Source organism: Streptomyces sp. BBFR2, assembly GCF_044497305.1.
GTDB lineage: Bacteria > Actinomycetota > Actinomycetes > Streptomycetales > Streptomycetaceae > Streptomyces.
This window is the reverse complement of sequence record NZ_CP172415.1, coordinates 1,116,597-1,134,764: the sequence shown is the minus strand read 5'-3', so window position 1 is coordinate 1,134,764 and position 18,168 is coordinate 1,116,597. Positions and strand designations below refer to the sequence as shown.

Here is an 18,168-nt window from a genome sequence, read left to right as displayed (position 1 = left end):
GAAAGCAGGAAGTCCCATGACAGCACCGGCAGCACCGGCAACCCCTGACAGCGTGACCGAGCGGGTCGTCATCGAGAACTGCGCCGTCGCGACCGTCGACGCCCACGACACCGTCCACCCCACCGGACACGTCGTGATCGCCGGCTCCACCATCGAGGCGGTGGGCGCGGGCCCGGCGCCCGACGGCCTCGCGCACGTCACCCGCCGTATCGACGGCACCGGCCACCTGGTCACCCCCGGGCTGGTCAACACCCACCACCACTTCTACCAGTGGATCACCCGCGGTCTGGCCACCGACCACAACCTCTTCGACTGGCTGGTCGCGCTCTACCCGACGTGGGCCCGGATCGACGCGCCGATGCTGGCCGCCGCCACCCAGGGCTCCCTCGGCATGATGGTCCGCGGCGGCGTCACCACCGCCTGCGACCACCACTACGTCTTCCCCCGCGGCGCCGGCGACCTCGTCGCCGCGGAGCTGGAGGCGGCAGCCGCGATCGGCGCCCGCCTCACCCTGGCCCGCGGCTCGATGGACCGCGGCGAGAAGGACGGCGGACTGCCGCCGGACTTCGCCGTCGAGACCACCGAAGGCGCCCTGACCGCCACCGAGGAGGCGATCGACACCCACCACGACGCCTCCTTCGGCGCCATGGTCCACATCGCCGCCGCCCCCTGCTCCCCCTTCTCCGTCTCCACCGAACTCCTGCGGCAGAGCGCCGAGTTGGCGCGCCATAAGGGCGTACGGCTGCACACCCACGGCTCGGAGACGGTGGAGGAGGAGAAGTTCTGCCACGAACTGTTCGGCATGGGGCCCACGGCCTACTTCGAGACCACCGGCTGGCTCGGCGACGACGTGTGGATGGCCCACTGCGTCCACATGAACGACGACGACATCGACGCCTTCGCCCGCACCGGCACCGGCGTCGCCCACTGCCCGTCGTCCAACGCCCGCCTCGCCGCCGGTATCGCCCGCGTCCCCGACATGCTCGCCGCCGGTGTCCCCGTCGGTCTCGGCGTGGACGGCACCGCCTCCAACGAGTCCGGCGAACTCCACACCGAACTGCGCAACGCCCTGCTCATCAACCGGCTCGGCGCCCACAAGGAAGCCGCGCTCACCGCCCGCAAGGCGCTGCGGCTGGGCACCCACGGCGGCGCCCGGGTGCTGGGCCGCGCCGCCGAACTCGGCTCGCTGGAGCCCGGCAAACTCGCCGACCTGGTGCTCTGGAAGCTCGACGGGCTCGCCCACTCCTCCATCGCCGACCCGGTCACCGCGCTGGTCTTCGGCGCGGCGGCACCGGTGACCCTCTCCCTCGTGGGCGGCCGCCCCGTCGTCGAGGACGGTCGCCTCACCCGCGTCGACGAGGACACCGTCGCCCGCGCCGCCCGCGACGAGGCGCGGCGGCTGGCCCGGATCGCCGCCGGGGACTGAACCGGGCCCCGCGACCGCGGCGCCGCCGGTCATCCGCGGCGCCGCCCACCGACCCGGCCGGGAGGGACGGCTCCCGGCCGGGCTCGCGGAACCCTCGCGGCTTCCGTGAGCGCCGGACCCCGGGGACGCGGGGCGCACCCCGCGTCCCCGGGCCACCGGATCACCGCCACCGCGGCGGCCGTGCCGCCACCAGCACCGCACCGCCGCCCCGCCTCCCGAACTCCGCCCACCGGCGTCCCGTGCCTACGCCGCCTCTCCGCGCGGTCGCTGTGCACACCCCTACCGCGCCCGTATCCCGACGCGCACCGCGCCCGTACCCCGACGCGCACACCACCGCACCACTCCCTCCGTGACAGCAAAGCGCGGCTCCCTCCCCGTAGGGGCCGCGCGGAAATCGACAGGAGGCCCGCAGTGGCCGCAGTCCCCGAGCGGATGCCGGAGGACCGGAGAACCCATCCGGTCGACGAACTCCTCCCGCCCGTCAAGATGTTCACCAGCGGCCTGCAGCACGTGGCCGCCATGTACGCGGGGGTGGTCGCCCCGCCGATGATCGTCGGCCCGGCCTGCGGGCTGGGCCCCACCGAGACGGCGTTCCTGGTCGGGGCGAGTCTCTTCACCGCGGGCATCGCCACGCTCCTGCAGACCCTCGGCTTCTGGAAGGTCGGTGCCCGGCTGCCCTTCGTCAACGGGGTGTCGTTCGCCGGGGTCACCCCGATGGTCGCCATCGGCAAGGCGCAGGGGCCCGAGCACGCGCTGCCGGTCATCTTCGGCGCGGTCATCGTCGCCGGGGTGCTGGGTTTCCTCCTCGCCCCCTACTTCTCCAAGCTGGTCCGCTTCTTCCCGCCGGTGGTCACCGGCACCGTCATCACCCTCATCGGGATCTCCCTGCTGCCGGTCGCCTTCAACTGGGCGCAGGGCGGCGACGCGTCGTCCCCGGACCACGGTTCGCTTCCCCATATCGCGATGGCGGCGGTGACGTTCGTGATCGTGCTGGTGCTGCGGCGGGTGCTGCGCGGCTTCCTGCGGCAGATCTCCATCCTGCTCGGCCTCATCGCCGGCACGCTGCTGGCGATCCCCGCCGGGCTCACCGACTTCTCGGTGCTCACCGCCTCCGCGCCGGTCGGCTTCCCGGCACCGTTCCACTTCGGCGCCCCGCGGTTCGACACCGCCGCCGTCGTCTCGATGTGCGTCGTGATGCTGGTCTGCATGACCGAGTCGACGGCCGACATGCTCGCCCTCGGCCGGATCGTCGGCCGCCCCGCCGACGAGCGGACCATCGAGGGCGGACTGCGCGCCGACACCCTCGGCACCGCCCTCAGCCCGCTCTTCAACGGCTTCGCCACCAGCGCCTTCGCCCAGAACATCGGGCTGGTGGCGATGACGAAGGTCCGCAGCCGCTTCGTGGTGGCGGTCAGCGGGGTGATCCTGCTGGTCCTCGGGCTGAGCCCGGTGGCCGCCTCGGTGATCTCGCTGGTGCCGCTGCCGGTGCTGGGCGGCGCGGGCATCGTGCTCTTCGGCTCGGTCGCCGCCGGCGGCATCCAGACGCTCGCCACGGCGGCGCTGGAGAAGGGCGAGAACGCGCTGATCGTCGCCGCCGCCGTCGGCATCGGCCTGATCCCCATCGCCGCGCCGGACTTCTACCACGCCTTCCCCAAGGACCTCCTCGTCGTCCTGGACTCCGGCATCAGCACCGGCGCCCTGATCGCCCTCGTCCTCAACCTGGCCTTCAACCACCTCGGGAAGCGGCCCGCGCCCGCCGGGGCCACGGAGGACGGCACCGGCGACGGCACCGAAGCCCCACCGCCCGCTCCGGCGGATCCCGCGGCGGACGCCCCGGCCCCGGCCGGAACCACCGGCGCCCCGGCCGCCGACGCCCCGCCACGCCCGGTGACCGACGCCCCGGCAGTCCCGCCGCAGACGGTCCGCCGCGCACCCGACGGCCCGCCCCGGCGGCCGGACCACCACCGCTGATCCCGCCACCGCACGCACCGGCGGCCCGCGCCGGACCCGGCCGGGACCGGATCCGCCGCGGGCCGCCACCCGCTTCCCCTCGGGGTTTCCCCCTCCCGCACCGGCTCAGCCGATGTGGAAGTCCTCGCCGTAGACCTTCCACTTCAACGGCGTGTGCAGATCGAGATTGCCGTCCTTGAGGAAGACCCGCTGCGCGGTGTCGACGCGGCTGGTGTCGCTGTGCGCCTCCTCCTGCTCCATCGCCCACACCCGGGCGTCGAGGAACGCGTTGAGGTACTTCTTCTCGTCACCGCCCTGCGACGGCGGCTTCGCCTTCTTCAGCGCCCGCTTGCGGATGCTGGAGAAGCTGGTGTCCTCGTCGCCGTCGCCGTGCATGACGATCGCGTCGTAGTACGCGAACTGCCCGAGCACGCCGATCTTGTCGGCCTTGCCCTGCTTGACCGCCGGGTTGAAGTACACCCGGTCCCGCTCGTCGTTCTGCGCCTTCTGGAAGTCGGGGTCCTGCGCCGCCTTCTTCCAGTCCTTGACGTACGCGTTGCCGAGCCCCTCGTGGGAGTCGGAACCGTCGACCTTGCGCAGCGCCGGCAGGTACTTCGCCAGGATGTTGTCCGGCTTGCGCTTGGCGTACAGCTCGACGAGTTCGAGCATGTCGTGGGTGCCGGAGCAGAAGCCGATGATGCCCGCGGTGTAGCCACGGCCGTCACCGATGTCCTCGATGTACTTGTACTGGTCCTTCCAGTCCAGCGAGGAGTTCTCCGCACTGGAGACCAGCTTCATCGCGATCTCCTTCTTCGCCGGGTCGTCGAGGCCCGACGCCGCGCGCGAGGGGTGCGCGGAGTGCGGGGCGGAAGCCGACCTGCCGCCCGGGATGGCCGTCGCCGCGACTGCGGTCGCGGGAACGGCGAGCAGTGCCACGCCGAGGATGACGCGGGTGGATATTTTGGTCACACGTGACCCTATCGACCGGGAGCGCATACGATCCTCCGATTCCGGAGTGGGCTGTGGGGGGTTCCCCAATCGTTAGGAAGCTTTCCTACCAGAGTTGAGGGGTGGCGTATACCCGTCGCGCATACCCGTTCGGGCGCCGATTCCCTTGCGTGTAAGGGGAGTTAAGGGGTAAGCGCCGTGGGGCGGGAGCGGTCGGGCGGCCCGTGCGCCCCGCCCACCAGGGGGACGGCGCCCGCCCGGCCCCGGGGCGGCCCCGCGCCCGCGCCCGCCCCGCCGAAGTGCCCCACGCCGCGATGCCGCACCACATACAGTTGACGTATGGCCGAGGAGACGCGGAACAGCGTGGGCGGTCAGGCCCATATCAACAGCCTGGTTCAGGCCGGTTCGGTCCAGGAGATCCACGTGCACCCCGCGCACGAGCACCGGCCGCCTTGCCAGTTACCGCCGGAAGTGCCCCACTTCACCGACCGCGAGAGCGAACAGGCCCTCGTCCTGCGCACCGTACGCGACTGGGAACGCGACCGCCCCGAGGACCAGCGCCCGCTGATCGTCACCCTCCGCGGACTGCGCGGCGTCGGCAAGACCACCCTCGGCTTCCGGCTCGCCCGCACCCTGCGCGAGGGGTACCCGGACGGCGTCCTCTACGTCGACCTCGACGGTATGCGGCACGACGGCGGCGTCTGCCTCAGCGATGTGCTCGCCCGGCTGCTGCGCGACCTGGGCGTGACGCCCGAGTGGGTGGAGCCGACGTTCGCCGGACGCGCCGCCCAGTACTGGGACCGCACCCAGCACCGCAGGCTGGTCGTCGTCATCGACAACGTCCGCTACGCCTCGGAGGCCGAACCGCTGCTCCCGGCGTCGGCGGGCAGCGTGGTGATCCTCGCCGGATCGCGGCGCCTGGACGACCTGGAGCACGCCGCCGCGGTGGAGCTGTCCCTCGAACCCCTGCGGGAGGCCGACGCGGTCCGGCTGCTGCTGCGGATCGTCGACGACCCCGAGCTGACCGCCGCGCCGGGGACCGCCGCCGAACTGGCCCGGCTGTGCGCGGGATCGCCCGCGGCGCTCCGGGTCGCCGGGCGCTGGGTGCGCAGGCACCGGCACCGCGGCTGGCCGCGGCTGCTCGCCGGACTCACCACCGAACTGCGGGAGAAGGGCGTGCCCGACATCGAGCCCGTATGGGACGCGGCCTACCGTGACCTCGGCCCGCAGGCCCGGCGGCTGTACCGGCTGCTGGCCGCGGAGGCGGGCGAGGTGATCTCCGAGCCGGCCGTGGCGGCGCTGCTGGGCACCGGGCGGGAGAGCGCCGAGGACGCGCTGGCGGAGCTGGCCGACACCGGGCTGGTCGACGTCGTGGCCGACCCCGCCGAGGAGGGCGCCGCCGGGCCGCCGGTCCGGCGCCCGCGGATGCACCCGCTGGTCCGGGCCCACGCCCTGCGCCGCGCCCGTGACGAGGGCAGTGGGCAGGAGACCGCCGACGGGCTGCGCCGTGTCGTCGGCTGGTACCTGCGCCAGGCCCAGCGCGCCGACGTACAGGCCGCCGGTGAGCGGATGACCCTCGCGCCGCCCGCCCCGCCGGTGCCCGGCGCGGACGACGCCGACCTCACCGCGCCGGAGCCGGAGCGGAAGGCCGTCGCCCACCGCTGGCTGACGGCGGAGCGGCGCGCCCTGCACACCTGCGTCCGCCTCGCCCACGACGCCGGCCGGTACGACCTGGCCTGGGCGCTGTGCGAACCGCTCTGGACGCACATGCTCGACCATCCGCACAGCGCCGAGTCCGCGGTGACCTTCGCGCTGGGCCGGGACGCCGCCCAGCGGGCCGAGAACCTGCGGGCCACGATCCGGATGCGCTGCCAGTTGGCCCGTCCGCTGTGGGAGCAGCGGCGGTTCGCCGAGGCCGGACGCGAGCTGGCCGCGGCGGCGCACGGCGCCGAACTGCTGGGGGAGGAGCCGGGCGACCGCAAGCTGTACGCCTCCGTGCTGGAGTTCCGCGGCCGCCTCGGGGCGGAGAGCGGCCGGTGGGCCGAGGCGGTCCCCGACTACCTGCGCTCCCGCACCATCCACCGCGAGATCGGCAACGACTACGGCGCGATGCTGCTCACCTACCAACTGGGCCTGGCCCACGAAGCGCTCGGTGAACTCTCCGTAGCGGAAGGAGAGTTGAGCGAGGCGTACGCCGCGGCGCGGGGGCGGGACCGGATGACCGCCCGTACCGCCTTCGCCCTGGGCCGGGTCGAGCGGCGTCTCGGCCGTCTCGACGCCGCGCGTGGCCGCTTCGCCGCGGCGCTCGGCGCCGCCCGGCGGCGCGGCTCCACCTTCGAGGAGGCGCGGGTCCTCGACGCCCTCGCCGGACTGGAGGAGGAGGCCGGACGGGCGGAGGCGGCGGCCGGGCACCGGGAGCGTGCCGCGGCGATCCGCGCACAGGAGGGCGGCACGGCCCCGGCGCCGTAGGGCGAGGTCAGGGGCGCGGTGCCGGTTCGGGACAGAGTGGGCCGGGCGCGCCGCCGCTCCCCGGGCGGGGCGGGCGTCAACGGTGCGCCAAGGGGCGGCCGGTCCGCGTACGGAGGCTGTCAAGGGGCTCCGGCGTCCGGCGCGCCCGGTGGTGGACTGCGGGTGACAGGGCCGGTGCCGGGATCCGACGGCGGCGGCCGACGCCCGCACGAAGGACACACGCATGCCGCCGGAGCACGGAAAAGAGTCTCAGCCCGCCGTACCGGGGCCCGCCGGCGGCTACCGGAACGCCCCGGTCTCGGCCCCGTCCCCGGATCTGACGCCGCCCGGTCCGGTCGATCCGCCGGACGGTTCGGGGCTGCTGGCGGTCGACTTCACCGCGCTGCTCGCCGCGGTCGAGGCCGCCGGATCCGCCGCCGGACAGGCGCAACTGGCCGCGGCACGGGCGGACGACGCCACGGCCCGCTCCGGACCCGCACCCTGGGGCGACGACCCCGCACTGGGCCAGACCTTCGGCGCCGCCTTCGCCGCGCCCCGCGACGACCTCATCCGGACACTCCGTCAACTCCCCGTGGTCCTACGGAACTTGGCGGACGACCTGGCCGCCACGCGCGCCACCTTCGGCCGTGCCGAAGACACCGCGCTGGAGTCCGTCGCACTCCTGGGGCGCCGGCTGGCCGACCTGAGCGGCCCGGTCTCGTGATCGACGCGCACCACGTACCGCCGGAACTCCAGAACCTCCTCCTCATCGTCGTCGGCAACAAATGGCCCACCGGGGACGAGACGGCCCTCCGCGCCGAGGCCGCCGCCTGGCGTGAGGTGGCCGGGGTGCTCGACGAGTGCGCCCGCGACGTGAATCAGGCGTGGCGGGCGGTGGACGCCGGGCTGGAGGGTGCGAGCCGCGCGGGCATCGACGCGTTCCTGGCCACGCTGGTCGGACGGCCGGGGGCCGAGGACGACGCGGTGCTCCCGAGGACGATCCGCTGCTGCGACGGCGTGGCCGACGCGCTGGACGCCCTGGCGAACGAGATCGAGACGCTGCGCATCGAGATCCTCGGCGCCCTGATCGTGCTCGCCGTCCAGTTGATGGTGGACGCGGCCCTCTTCCTCTTCGGCGGCGCCGAAGCGGCCGCCGTCGAGATCGCCGCCGTCCGGGTGCTCTGCCTGGCCTTCCTGCGCGAGGCGGCCGTACGGGTCCTGACCCGGGTCGCCGAATCGGTGCTGGCACAGGAGGGGTTCGCGCTGCTGGCGCAGGTCGTCGAGGTGGCGCAGGGCCACCGCGCCACGCTGGACGGACAGCAGTTGGCGACCGCCGCGGTCAACGGCGCGGTCGGCGGCGCCGTGGGCTTCGGCGCGGGCCTGGCCGGCGGCGCCCTCGGCCACCACCTGGGCAAAGGTCTCCGCACGGCCGGGTGGGGGACCGCCGCGCGCGGCGCCGCCGGCCTGGTCTGGCAGGGCGGGTACGGCGCGGTGGCCGGTATGGCGGAAGGCGCCGCGCAGGACACCGTGTTCGGTCTGTCCGGCGACTGGATCTCCGGCGCGGCCAACGGCGCGTTCAACGGAGCCTGGGGCGCCCGGCACACCGCGATGAACCCGAAGAACCTCGGCTCCCTCTCCCCGGCGGACCACCTGGAGGGCGCGCTCGACGGACTGCTGCGGCGGCCGGTGGGCGGGAGCGGGGGCGGAGGTGAGGCCGGTGTGGGGGAGCCGTCGTCGGCCGATGGGTCGGGACTGTCGCCGGGTTTGCCGTCAGGGGTGACGTTTCCGGTGGTGGGGGCGGCCCCTTCCGGGGGACTTTCCTCCGCCTCGCTGCCCGGCTCTTCATCACCAGGTTCTTCATCGCCCGGTACGTCGTCCTCGTCCTCGTCAGTGTCTTCCTCTTCCTCTTCGTCCTCACTGTCTTCGTCTTCGTCCTCGCTGTCTTCGTCGTCCGAGCCGACCTCCTCATCCGGGCGGTCCCAACCGCCGCCGTCCCCGTCCTCCGGTTCGACCTCGTCCTCCGGGACGCCGTCGTCGTCCCCGTCCTCCGGGTCCTCCTCGCCGCCGGAGCCCTCGTCCTGGCCCGCTCAGCCCCCCAAGGCCGATGGCTCGTCGAGTGACCCGGCTTCCCTCCACGGTGACGGGAGTACCGGCCCGGGGGAGCGCCATGACGGGCCCACCGGGCTGGAGGGCCCCGAGGTGTGGCAGGACGGCATGGGGTGGCAGGGCGCCGTGACCGGAACGGCCCAGGAGGAAGGCCCCGGGCCGATGGCGTCGTTCACGCCGGAGCGGAACCCCTGGGCCGAGCTGTCCGGATGAACAGAACGATGGCTCCGCCGGTCGCGGGCCCCAGGGCCTCCTGCACCGCCGGCCCCGTCATCCCGTAAGGGAAGCCCCGGACCGACAACGAACCGGACCGACCGGACCGGCGGACCGGCCGACGGGGCCGGCCGGCTGACCGGACCGCTCCCGCCCCGATGGCGCGATGAGCTGCGGAGATCCGATATGATCATGAAGCAGGTTCGCCCCCGGGAACGGCGGGCGGAACGTGCGTCTGTGGTCCAAGGAAAGATGCCCACCTGCCGGTGGGAGATGCGGGTGCGAGGCCTGCCGGGCGCTCTGGACGAGGTCCCTTCCCCTTACGGGGAGGGGACCTTTTTCCGTGGGCCGGCGGTGGTCTCGGCGGCGATGCCGTGCTGCTCCTCCTCGGGGCGTCCCTTCGCGGGCAGCAGGAAGGTGATCGCCAAGAACGCCACCAGCAGGCACGCCTGGACGAGCAGGGCGCGGTGGAAGCCGCCCGTGAAGTCACCGGTCTCGGCCCGCGCGAAGAACACCGAGCCGAAGACCGCCACGCCGAGGGAGCCGCCGACGGCCTGGACGGCCGACAGGACACCGGAGGCGGAACCGATCTCTCCGTCGTCGACCGCGGCGAGGATGAAGCTGAACAGGGCGGCGATCACCATGCCCGCTCCGACGCCCGCCACCGTCACGCCCGGAACGATGTCCCCGATCGAGAACGAGCCAGGGGTGAGGCCGTCCAGCTCGTACCAGAGCACGGCCGCGCCGGCGAGTTGGACGAGCGGGCCGAGCTGCAGCACCTTGCGGCCGATCCGGTCGGCGAGGAACGCGCCGCTGAGGGCGCCGCCGATCGCGGTGCCCACCGCGAGCGGCAGATTGCCCAGGCCCGCGTCTCCGGCGGTGAAGTGCTGGCCGATCTGGAGGAACAGGGTCAATGCGAGCTGTGTGCCGATCAGTCCGCCGAAGAACAGGGCGATGCCGCCGAGCCCGACGGTGAAGGCGGGCTTGCGCAGCAGGGCCGGGGTCACCAGCGGTTCACGGCCCGCCGCGGCCGTACGGCGCTGCTGTACGGCGAACAGGGCGAAGCCGATCGCCGAGGCGGCCATGCACAGCCAGGTCCACAGCGGCCAGCCGTCCTCCTGACCCTGGTTCAGCGGCAGTACCAGCAGGGCGCAGGACGCCACGATCAAGGCCGCGCCGGTCATGTCGACCCGCACCGTGCGGTCGCCCGGCTTCCGGGGGACGAACACCGCGGCGATGATCAGCGCCGCGAGGCCGATGGGCAGGTTGACCAGGAACACCGACCGCCAGCCCAGGCCGAAGAAATCGCCCTCGATGAGGAAGCCGCCGAGGACCGGGCCGATGATGCCGCCCAGGCCGAGGACGGGGCCGAAGACCGCGAAGACCTTGGTGAGTTCGGGCCCGGAGAAGTTCTCCCGCAGCAGGCCCAGGCCCTGGGGCAGGAGCATCGCCCCGGCGGTGCCCTGGAGCAGGCGGAACGCGATCAGCGTCCCGATGTCCGGTGCGAGCGCGCACAGCAGCGAGGCGGCGGTGAAGGCGGTCAGGCCGAGCAGGAACATGCGGCGCCGCCCGTAGCGGTCGCCGAGCCGGCCGCCGAGCACGAGTCCGGCTCCCAGGGTCAGGGCGTAACCGCCGATCACCCACTGCAGGCCGACGGAGCCGGCGCCGAGGGACTTCTCCAGCGCCGGTCCCGCGACGTTGACGATCGAGGCGTCCAGGAGATCCATGATCTCCGCGACGATCATCACCACCAGGATCAGCCACCGCCATCGGTAGGGCCCGGTGGTCGCGTCGGTGAGGGGGGACGGGTCACGCACGCTTGATACCTCCATCGTGAAGTAATTCCATGGTGAAGGTAAATTGGTGCCGGTAGGTTGTCAAAGCGGGCCGCCGGTGAGGCTCGCGTGACAGGAGAGAAAGGTGGCGGGCCCCGTGGAGGAAGCGATGCGCGACGGCGTCGCGGCGCGGCGTGAGCGGCTGATGGAGGGACTGCGGATCTACGGCGGCCACTACGCCGAGCTGAGCCGGCGCTTCGCCGCCTGGCTGGGCCTGCACTCCACCGACGCGACGGCGGTACTGGAGATCGCCGCCGCCGAAGAGCGCGGCGCGCCGCTGTCACCGGCGCGGCTGAGCGAGCGCATCTCCCTGTCCACGGGCGCGACCACCGCGCTCCTCAACCGCCTCGAAGCGGCGGGGCACATCACCCGCACCCGCGAACACTCCGACCGGCGCCTCATCACCCTGCGCAGCGGCGCGCACATCCAGGAACGGGCCGACGAGTTCTTCGGCCCGCTCGCCCGCCGCCTCGACACCGCGATGTCGCACTACCCGCCGGACCTCCTGGAACAGTTCGAGGCGTTCCTGACCGGCCTGAACTCCACCATGAACGCCCACCTCACCGAGGGGGACACGGCGGCACCGCGCTCCGCCGACGGCCCCGGAGAGCGGCCGCACCGGCCGACGCGGCGCTGACCCGCCGGTCTCCCGCCGCGGTCCGGCACCGGCGGGAGGGCCGCGGACGAACGCGGTGCGCGGCCCCGCCCCGCTCACAGCTCGCGCCGCGCCTGCTCCTCCGTGGCCTCGGTCAGCCGGACGCGGTAGGTGCGTTCCCCGACCGTGCAGGCGAGCGTCGCGGGCGCGGCGGCGTCCGGGGTGGCGGTGAGCCAGGCGTGCAGGGCGGACAGGACCGCCGCCTGGTCGGGGCGGACGACACGGCCCGCCTCGTCGTACGGCTCCGTCCGCGCCGCCAGCAGCGGACCGCCGCGGCGGCGCAGGAGCGACAGGGCCGGGGTGAGGACGGCGGCCACGGTGCGCCGCCCGGGGTAGCCGGCGAGCGCGTCGTCGATCCAGCCGGCCGCGGTCCACGCCGCGTCGCCGGAGCCGCCCCGGGCCCGGCGGAACAGCAGCGCCGCGCCCTGGGCCAGCGGTACCCCGGCGGCGTCCTCCTCCACGGCGAGGTGCCCGGCGGGGGCGTCGGGGCCGTCGTCGCCGGGGTGGTCCTCGGGGTCACCGGCCGCCGGATGACGGACCACCGAGACCGCCGTGCCGCGCACCCGGGTGCGTACCGCGCAGGCCGCCGGGAGCGGCGCGGCGGCGCGCGGTACGGGCAGCAGCCGGGGCGCGAGAGGGGTGGCGGGCGGGGGCAGGCCGAGGCAGGCGTAGAGCCGGGTGCGCAGGTGGGTCAGGGCGTTGCCCTGTTCGGCGAAGGCGGCGGCGGCCGGTGCGGTGACCCGCTCGGCGCGGTGTCCGCGGATGGCGTCGGCGATGTCGCCGGACTCCTTGAAGGCGGGCACCGCCGCGAGGAGCCGGTCCATCGGGGTGCCGGGGATCAGCTCGTCGCCGCCGTCGCACACCGACAGCAGCGGGTGCCCCAGCGCCGCCGCGTACAGCGCCGCCGACCCGTGGTCGCACAGCACGGCGTCGGCCGCCACCAGGACCGAGGCCCACTCCTCGTACGGCGCGGCCACCGTCAGACCGGCGGCGAGGGCGGGGGCGAGGCGTTCGGTGAGTTCGTGGCGGCCCGTGCTGCTGTGCGCGTTGGGGTGGAGCAGCAGCGCCAACCGGTACTCGTCCAGCGGCAGTTCGCGGGCGAGGCGGGCGGGGAGCCCGGGATGGCGGGCGAGCAGGGAGCGCGGGCCCCACGTCGAGGTGAGGGCGATCAGCCGGCGGCCGCCGGCGCCGAGCGCGGCGCGGTAGCGGTCGCGCAGGCCCCGGGAGGCCAGCAGCCGGTCCAGGGTGGGGTCGCCGACGACCGTGGCGCGGGCGGCGGCCTCGGGGCTCCCGGCGGCGAGCCGGTCGATCTGCCCCGGGTGGGCGAGGGCGTGCAGCGCGGCCAGCGGGGTGCCGCCGCGCACCAGATAGGCGGCGTCGAGCCCGGACGCCGTGCGGGCCGAACCGTCGGCGGGCAGCGCCTTGTTGAACCCGGCGCCGTGCGGCAGCAGCGCGAGCGGTCCGCGCAGCCGGTGCAGATCGCCCTTGGGGCTGGCGGCGAGCGTCAGATCGTAGGGCGTGGCGAGGGCCTCGCTCCAGGGGACGGTGCGCGCCCCGGCGGCCTCCAGCGCCGCGAGCGCGTCCGTGGAGAAGTCGGAGCCGGGGACGAGGGAGAAGACGCGGGTGATGCGGTGGTCACCGGCGAAGACCGGGAGGGTGTCGAGGAGGCGGTGCAGCGCCACCGCCGAGCGCGCCGCGAAGAGCACGGTCCGTGTGGTGTCCGCCGTGCACCGCCCCGCGGATAAGCCGCCCGCCGCCCGGGGCGCGCCGCCGTGGCGGACGGGCTCGGGCGGGGACGGCGGCATGCCGAAGAGCGTACTCGGCGCCCGCCCGGACCGCCGCCCACGCCGCCCGGCCAGGGCGTACGGGGGCGGCGGCGCGGTGCGGCCCCGGTGGCCGGGCCCGCCGCGGCGTTCGGCTCAGCCCTCCAGCAGGGCGTACGCCGGAAGGGTCAGGAAGTCGGCGTAGTCGGCGTCCAGGGAGACCTGGAGCAGCAGGTCGTGGGCCTGCTGCCAGCGGCCGGCGGCGAACGCCTCCTCACCGGCCTCGGCACGGATACCGGCCAGCGCGTCGGCGGCGATGGAGCGCACCAGTTCCGCGGTGACCTTCTCGCCCGCGTGGCCGTCCTCCTCGAAGACGACGCCCGCGTCGACCCACTGCCAGATCTGCGACCGGGAGATCTCGGCGGTGGCGGCGTCCTCCATCAGACCGAAGATGGCGACGGCGCCCAGACCCCGCAGCCACGCCTCGATGTAGCGGATGCCGACCTGCACGGCGTCGACCAGCCCCTGGTACGTCGGCTTCGCCTCCAGCGAGTCGATCGCGATCAGGTCGGCGGCCTTGACGTCGACGTCCTCGCGCAGCCGCTCCTTCTGGTGCGGCCTGTCGCCGAGGACCGCGTCGAAGGAGGCGCGGGCGATCGGCACCAGGTCGGGGTGGGCGACCCAGGAACCGTCGAAACCGTCCCCGGCCTCCCGGTCCTTGTCGTTCGCGACCTTCGCCAGCGCCTTCTCGTTGGCCTCCGGGTCGCGGCGGTCGGGGATGAACGCGGCCATCCCGCCGATCGCGTGCGCACCGCGCTTGTGGCAGGTGCGGACGAGGAGTTCGGTGTACGCGCGCATGAACGGCGCGGTCATCGTCACCGCGTTGCGGTCCGGCAGCACGAACTCGGCGCCGCCGTCGCGGAAGTTCTTGACGATGGAGAAGAGGTAGTCCCAGCGGCCGGCGTTCAGCCCCGAGGCGTGGTCGCGCAGCTCGTAGAGGATCTCCTCCATCTCGTACGCGGCGGTGATCGTCTCGATGAGGACGGTGGCGCGGACGGTGCCCTGGGGGATGCCGACGTAGTCCTGCGCGAAGACGAAGACGTCGTTCCAGAGGCGGGCCTCCAGGTGCGACTCGGTCTTGGGCAGGTAGAAGTACGGGCCCTTGCCGAGGTCCAGGAGGCGCTGGGCGTTGCGGAAGAAGTACAGGCCGAAGTCGACCAGCGCACCGGGGACGGGCGTGCCGTCGACCGTCAGGTGCCGCTCGTCGAGGTGCCAGCCGCGCGGCCGCATGACGACGGTCGCCAGCTCCGCGGCGTCCTTGAGGGCGTACGACTTGCCCGAGCGCGGGTCGGTGAAGTCGATGCGGCGCTCGTAGGCGTCGGTGAGGTTGAGCTGGCCGCCGATGACGTTCTCCCAGGTGGGAGCGGAGGCGTCCTCGAAGTCGGCGAGCCAGACCTTGGCGCCGGAGTTCAGCGCGTTGATGGTCATCTTGCGGTCGGCCGGGCCGGTGATCTCCACCCGGCGGTCGGTGAGCGCGGCGGGCGCCGGGGCGACCCGCCAGGTGTCGTCGGCGCGGATGTGCGCGGTCTCGGGCAGGAAGTCCAGGGCGGAGGTCCGGGCGATCTCGGCGCGGCGCTCGGCGCGCCGGGCGAGCAGCTCGTCACGGCGCGGGGTGAACCGGTGGTGCAGCTCGGCCAGGAAGGCGAGCGCGGCGTCGGTGAGGACCTCGTCCTGACGCGCGGGGGCGTGGGCGGGGTCGACGTCGGCGAGGGCCAGCGGGGACGGCGCTGGTGCGGACATGAGCTGTCACTCCATTCAGCGGCGGTGCCGAGCGGCCGCCGGGGGGACACACGGCACGGGGTGCCGCAGGGTCGGACGTACGGTCGCGGGCGCCGTTCGGGATCAGGGCGCTTCTGACCAGTGGAGACTAGTTTCCTTATCGCGGAAGTTCAATCGTTTGTTGATATCGAGATTCTCCGGGTCGACAGAAGCGGCCCCGCGGTGGCTCCCGGTGCCACCGCGCGCACGGGGCGTGGGGAGAGCGACGGAACGGCCCGCTCCCGGGGAGGCGCGGCGCACCGGCCCAACTCCCTTCTCCACGGCCGTCGTTCACCCGAGAAGGCGCAGATCCTCCGGGGTGTCGATGTCGTACGGCGCGGCGACGTCCCCGCACTCGACGAGAGTCAGCTCATGTCCGTGGTCCCGCAGATAGTCCCGGGCGCCGCGGTCCCCCTCGGCGCGCGCCGCGATCCGCGCCCACCTCTCCGCGCCGAAGAGCACCGGATGCCCCCGCCGTCCCCCGTACGCGGCCGCCGCCAGCGTCCCCGGACCGTCGTACGCCGCCGCCACCCGCGCCACCGCCTCCGGTCCGATGCCCGGCTGATCCACCAGCGCGACCAGCGCCGCGCCGCACCCCGAACCGGTGAGCGCGGCCAGCCCCGTCCGCAGCGAGGAGCCCATCCCCGAGGCCCAGTCCGGATTGGTGTGCACGGTGCAGTCGGCGAGGTCGGCGCGGGCGCGCACCTCGCACGCCGCCGCGCCCAGGACGAGGTGGACGGGGCCGCAGCCGCCCTCCCGCAGCACCCGCACCGCATGCTCCACCAGTGGCCGGCCGCGGAACTCCAGCAGCGCCTTGGGCCGCCCGCCCAGCCGCCGCCCGCCCCCGGCGGCCAGCAGCAGCCCCGCCACCTGCCCGGGGCGGGGCGGACGCCCCGGGGGCGGCACGGGCACGGGCGGACGCGGTGTCGGTGTCATGGGGAGTGCATACCCCATGACACCGGCCCGTGGCCGGGTGCGCCGCCGGGCCGGTGGCACAGGGGGCCGGTGCGGGCCGGTGCCGCGTCGCCCCGGTGGCGCGCCGGTCCTCCTGCGCGTCAGCCCGCGTCGCCCGCCGTACGCTGCCGGGGGATCCACGGCCGCAGCGCGCCGCGGACACCGTGCGTACGCTGCTCGGCGAGCCGGCGCTCGGTGACGTAGCGGTGCATGTGCTCGATGGTGATCTCCGAGGCGTCCGCGAGCCCGTAGGCGCGGCAGATCAACTGGATCACGCTGGTGTGGCGCCGGTCGGGGGCCGCGCCCCGGACCTGCTCCGGATCGGGGTCGCCGTACGGGTCGCGTTGAGAGTCCATCGCGTTCTCCGATTCTGGATATACCGGATATGCCCGGAAGGGAGACTGCTCCGCCCCGGGGCCCCGTACGCCTGTCCCGGCGGACGCTCACGCGGAAGGCGGTGCGGGGGAGCAGATGTACGGGGAGTGGCCCGGACCCCTGCGGGGAACCCTGATCGGCTCTCCGGGGCGCACCGCGCGGGCCGCGCGCCGTGCGCGACGGTGCGCGGCGGGAGGATCGAGCGCCTGTCACGCCCGCCGGACGGGTGCGGTCCGCTCCGCACCCGGCCCGGAAGCACGCCCGGCGGGAGGCGGCGGATCGTGTCCCGCGTATGGCGCGTTCACCGCACCGTGGCGTTAACTGTCCGCCATTGTCGAAGGCTCAACTTCCTTGGAGGACGCCGTCGTCGTGGAGCACGGGCAAGGGGGACGCGGAGGTCCGGGCGTGACCGGGGCCGATCCGCGAAGGCGTGAACTGCACACCGCGGTGGTCCGGCTCCGCCGCGAACTGGCCCTGCTGTCCTACGAATTACCGGATCGCGCGGTGGCCGACGACGAACTGGCCGCCCTGGCGGCGATGGTCCGCGAAGGGCTCCCCGAAGTGCCCCGGCTGCGCCGCTCGCTGCTGCTGATCACCGGCGCCGTGGGATCGGTCAGTGCCCTGTCGCCCGCGCTGGCCGACGTCCGCGCGGGCGTCGAACGGTTCGGCGGGCCGCCGGGGCGCGGCTGAGTCACCGGCCCGCGCACCCGGTGACGCGATCCGCGCGGCCCAGGAAGGACGACCGGCCCCGGGGCATCCACCCCGGGGCCGGTCCGCGTCCCCGCCGCGAAGCGCCCCGGCGCACCGGGACTCGCGGCGGACGCGGAGATGTCAGGCCGGTGTCTGGTTGGCCAGTGCCACCGACAGTTGGGCGGCGACGTCCTGGAGGACGGGCACGATCTTCTCCGTCGACGCCTCGGTGACCCGGCCGGTCGGCCCGGAGATGGAGATCGCCGCCGAGGTGGGGGAGTCGGGGACCGGTACGGCGAAGCAACGGACGCCGATCTCCTGCTCGTTGTCGTCGACCGCGTAGCCCAGACGCCGGACCTCGGCGAGCGCGTCGAGGAAGACGTCCGGGTCGGTGATCGTCTTCTCCGTCGCCGCGGGCATGCCCGTCCGTCCGAGCAGCGCGCGGACCTCCTCCGGCGGGTGGCCGGCGAGCAGCGCCTTGCCGACACCGGTGGAGTGCGGCAGCACCCGCCGCCCGACCTCGGTGAACATCCGCACGGCGTGCCGCGAGGGGACCTGCGCGACGTAGACGATCTCGTCGCCGTCGAGCAGCGCCATGTTGGCGGTCTCGCCGGTCTCCTCGACCAGCCGGGCCAGGAACGGCCGGGCCCAGGTGCCCAGCAGCCGCGAGGCGCTCTCGCCCAGCCGGATCAGGCGGGGGCCCAGCGCATACCGGCGGTTGGGCTGCTGACGGACGTAACCGCAGGCCACGAGGGTGCGCATCAGGCGGTGGATGGTGGGCAGCGGGAGTCCGCTGCTGGCGGACAGCTCGCTGAGGCCGACCTCGCCCCCGGCGTCGGCCATCCGCTCCAGCAGATCGAAGGCGCGCTCTAGGGACTGGACACCGCCGCTCGCGCCCGCGGGCTTGGCATCGGCGGCGGAAGTGCTGGCGCTGGACGGCGGCACGTCGCTTTCCTTTCGGGGCGGAGGGGTCGGTCTCGGCTGGTA

At 74.3% G+C, this 18,168-nt stretch carries 14 protein-coding genes; 7 read left to right on the top strand and 7 right to left on the bottom strand.

Annotated features, from left to right (window positions below):
* Positions 1-16 precede the first annotated feature (16 nt).
* Positions 17-1,426 (top strand): 8-oxoguanine deaminase, encoded by a 1,410-nt coding sequence (locus ACGH2B_RS03745; protein WP_399084018.1) that lies wholly within the window; start codon positions 17-19, stop codon positions 1,424-1,426.
* Positions 1,427-1,858: 432 nt separating this feature from the next.
* On the top strand, positions 1,859-3,397 hold the full coding sequence (locus ACGH2B_RS03740) for a nucleobase:cation symporter-2 family protein (protein ID WP_399096672.1): 1,539 nt from the start codon (positions 1,859-1,861) through the stop codon (positions 3,395-3,397).
* A 105-nt stretch (positions 3,398-3,502) separates the two neighbouring features.
* Here ACGH2B_RS03740 and ACGH2B_RS03735 read toward each other — a convergent pair whose 3' ends face one another.
* On the bottom strand, positions 3,503-4,372 hold the full coding sequence (locus ACGH2B_RS03735; RefSeq protein ID WP_399084015.1) for a chitosanase: 870 nt from the start codon (positions 4,370-4,372) through the stop codon (positions 3,503-3,505).
* 291 nt (positions 4,373-4,663) lie between these two features.
* On the opposite strand from ACGH2B_RS03735, the gene ACGH2B_RS03730 reads away from it, so the two are divergent.
* The 3 genes from ACGH2B_RS03730 (at position 4,664) to ACGH2B_RS03720 (ending at position 9,091) form a co-directional block, all read left to right on the top strand.
* Positions 4,664-6,793, top strand: coding sequence for an NB-ARC domain-containing protein (locus tag ACGH2B_RS03730; protein WP_399084012.1), 2,130 nt, complete (start codon positions 4,664-4,666; stop codon positions 6,791-6,793).
* A gap of 223 nt (positions 6,794-7,016) precedes the next feature.
* Complete coding sequence (locus tag ACGH2B_RS03725; protein WP_399084009.1) at positions 7,017-7,496, top strand: hypothetical protein; 480 nt, start codon at positions 7,017-7,019, stop codon at positions 7,494-7,496.
* The gene (locus ACGH2B_RS03720) at positions 7,493-9,091 is read left to right on the top strand and encodes a hypothetical protein (RefSeq protein ID WP_399084006.1); all 1,599 of its coding nucleotides are present in this window, start codon (positions 7,493-7,495) and stop codon (positions 9,089-9,091) included. Before ACGH2B_RS03725 ends, ACGH2B_RS03720 begins: the two co-directional genes overlap by 4 nt.
* A 320-nt stretch (positions 9,092-9,411) precedes the next feature.
* On the opposite strand, the gene ACGH2B_RS03715 is transcribed toward ACGH2B_RS03720, so the two are convergent.
* Positions 9,412-10,908 carry an MFS transporter gene (locus ACGH2B_RS03715; protein ID WP_399084003.1) on the bottom strand — a complete coding sequence of 499 codons (1,497 nt, stop codon included), beginning with the start codon at positions 10,906-10,908 and terminating at the stop codon, positions 9,412-9,414.
* Between the two features lie 127 nt (positions 10,909-11,035).
* Here ACGH2B_RS03715 and ACGH2B_RS03710 point away from each other — a divergent pair, with 127 nt between their 5' ends.
* Positions 11,036-11,563: a MarR family winged helix-turn-helix transcriptional regulator gene (locus ACGH2B_RS03710; RefSeq protein ID WP_399096669.1), complete on the top strand. Its 528-nt coding sequence runs from the start codon at positions 11,036-11,038 to the stop codon at positions 11,561-11,563.
* Positions 11,564-11,637: 74 nt separating this feature from the next.
* Here the strand turns inward: ACGH2B_RS03710 and ACGH2B_RS03705 are convergent, their stop codons facing one another.
* From ACGH2B_RS03705 to ACGH2B_RS03690, 4 genes are all read right to left on the bottom strand, one after another.
* Entirely contained in the window at positions 11,638-13,386 is a 1,749-nt protein-coding gene (locus ACGH2B_RS03705; protein ID WP_399084000.1) for a translation initiation factor 2, read from the bottom strand.
* Positions 13,387-13,500: 114 nt separating this feature from the next.
* The gene (gene aceB / locus ACGH2B_RS03700; protein WP_399083997.1) at positions 13,501-15,144 is read right to left on the bottom strand and encodes a malate synthase A; all 1,644 of its coding nucleotides are present in this window, start codon (positions 15,142-15,144) and stop codon (positions 13,501-13,503) included.
* Positions 15,145-15,453: 309 nt separating this feature from the next.
* A complete protein-coding gene (locus tag ACGH2B_RS03695; protein WP_399096666.1) occupies positions 15,454-16,032 on the bottom strand; it encodes an NTP transferase domain-containing protein in 579 nt (192 codons plus the stop codon).
* A gap of 185 nt (positions 16,033-16,217) precedes the next feature.
* Positions 16,218-16,472: a hypothetical protein gene (locus tag ACGH2B_RS03690; RefSeq protein ID WP_399083994.1), complete on the bottom strand. Its 255-nt coding sequence runs from the start codon at positions 16,470-16,472 to the stop codon at positions 16,218-16,220.
* A 424-nt stretch (positions 16,473-16,896) separates the two neighbouring features.
* On the opposite strand from ACGH2B_RS03690, the gene ACGH2B_RS03685 reads away from it, so the two are divergent.
* Positions 16,897-17,181 carry a DUF5955 family protein gene (locus tag ACGH2B_RS03685; RefSeq protein ID WP_399083991.1) on the top strand — a complete coding sequence of 95 codons (285 nt, stop codon included), beginning with the start codon at positions 16,897-16,899 and terminating at the stop codon, positions 17,179-17,181.
* Between the two features lie 141 nt (positions 17,182-17,322).
* On the opposite strand, the gene ACGH2B_RS03680 is transcribed toward ACGH2B_RS03685, so the two are convergent.
* Positions 17,323-18,126 (bottom strand): IclR family transcriptional regulator, encoded by an 804-nt coding sequence (locus ACGH2B_RS03680; RefSeq protein ID WP_399083988.1) that lies wholly within the window; start codon positions 18,124-18,126, stop codon positions 17,323-17,325.
* Positions 18,127-18,168: the final 42 nt, after the last annotated feature.

Bases quoted from the DNA above. Each gene is read 5' to 3' on its own strand.
- ACGH2B_RS03745 (WP_399084018.1), top strand. From the start codon at position 17: ATGACAGCACCGGCAGCACCGGCAACCCCTGACAGCGTGACCGAGCGG.
- ACGH2B_RS03740 (WP_399096672.1), top strand. From the start codon at position 1,859: ATGCCGGAGGACCGGAGAACCCATCCGGTCGACGAACTCCTCCCGCCC.
- ACGH2B_RS03735 (WP_399084015.1), bottom strand. From the start codon at position 4,372: ATGCGCTCCCGGTCGATAGGGTCACGTGTGACCAAAATATCCACCCGC.
- ACGH2B_RS03730 (WP_399084012.1), top strand. From the start codon at position 4,664: ATGGCCGAGGAGACGCGGAACAGCGTGGGCGGTCAGGCCCATATCAAC.
- ACGH2B_RS03725 (WP_399084009.1), top strand. From the start codon at position 7,017: ATGCCGCCGGAGCACGGAAAAGAGTCTCAGCCCGCCGTACCGGGGCCC.
- ACGH2B_RS03710 (WP_399096669.1), top strand. From the start codon at position 11,036: ATGCGCGACGGCGTCGCGGCGCGGCGTGAGCGGCTGATGGAGGGACTG.
- ACGH2B_RS03705 (WP_399084000.1), bottom strand. From the start codon at position 13,386: ATGCCGCCGTCCCCGCCCGAGCCCGTCCGCCACGGCGGCGCGCCCCGG.
- aceB (WP_399083997.1), bottom strand. From the start codon at position 15,144: ATGTCCGCACCAGCGCCGTCCCCGCTGGCCCTCGCCGACGTCGACCCC.
- ACGH2B_RS03690 (WP_399083994.1), bottom strand. From the start codon at position 16,472: ATGGACTCTCAACGCGACCCGTACGGCGACCCCGATCCGGAGCAGGTC.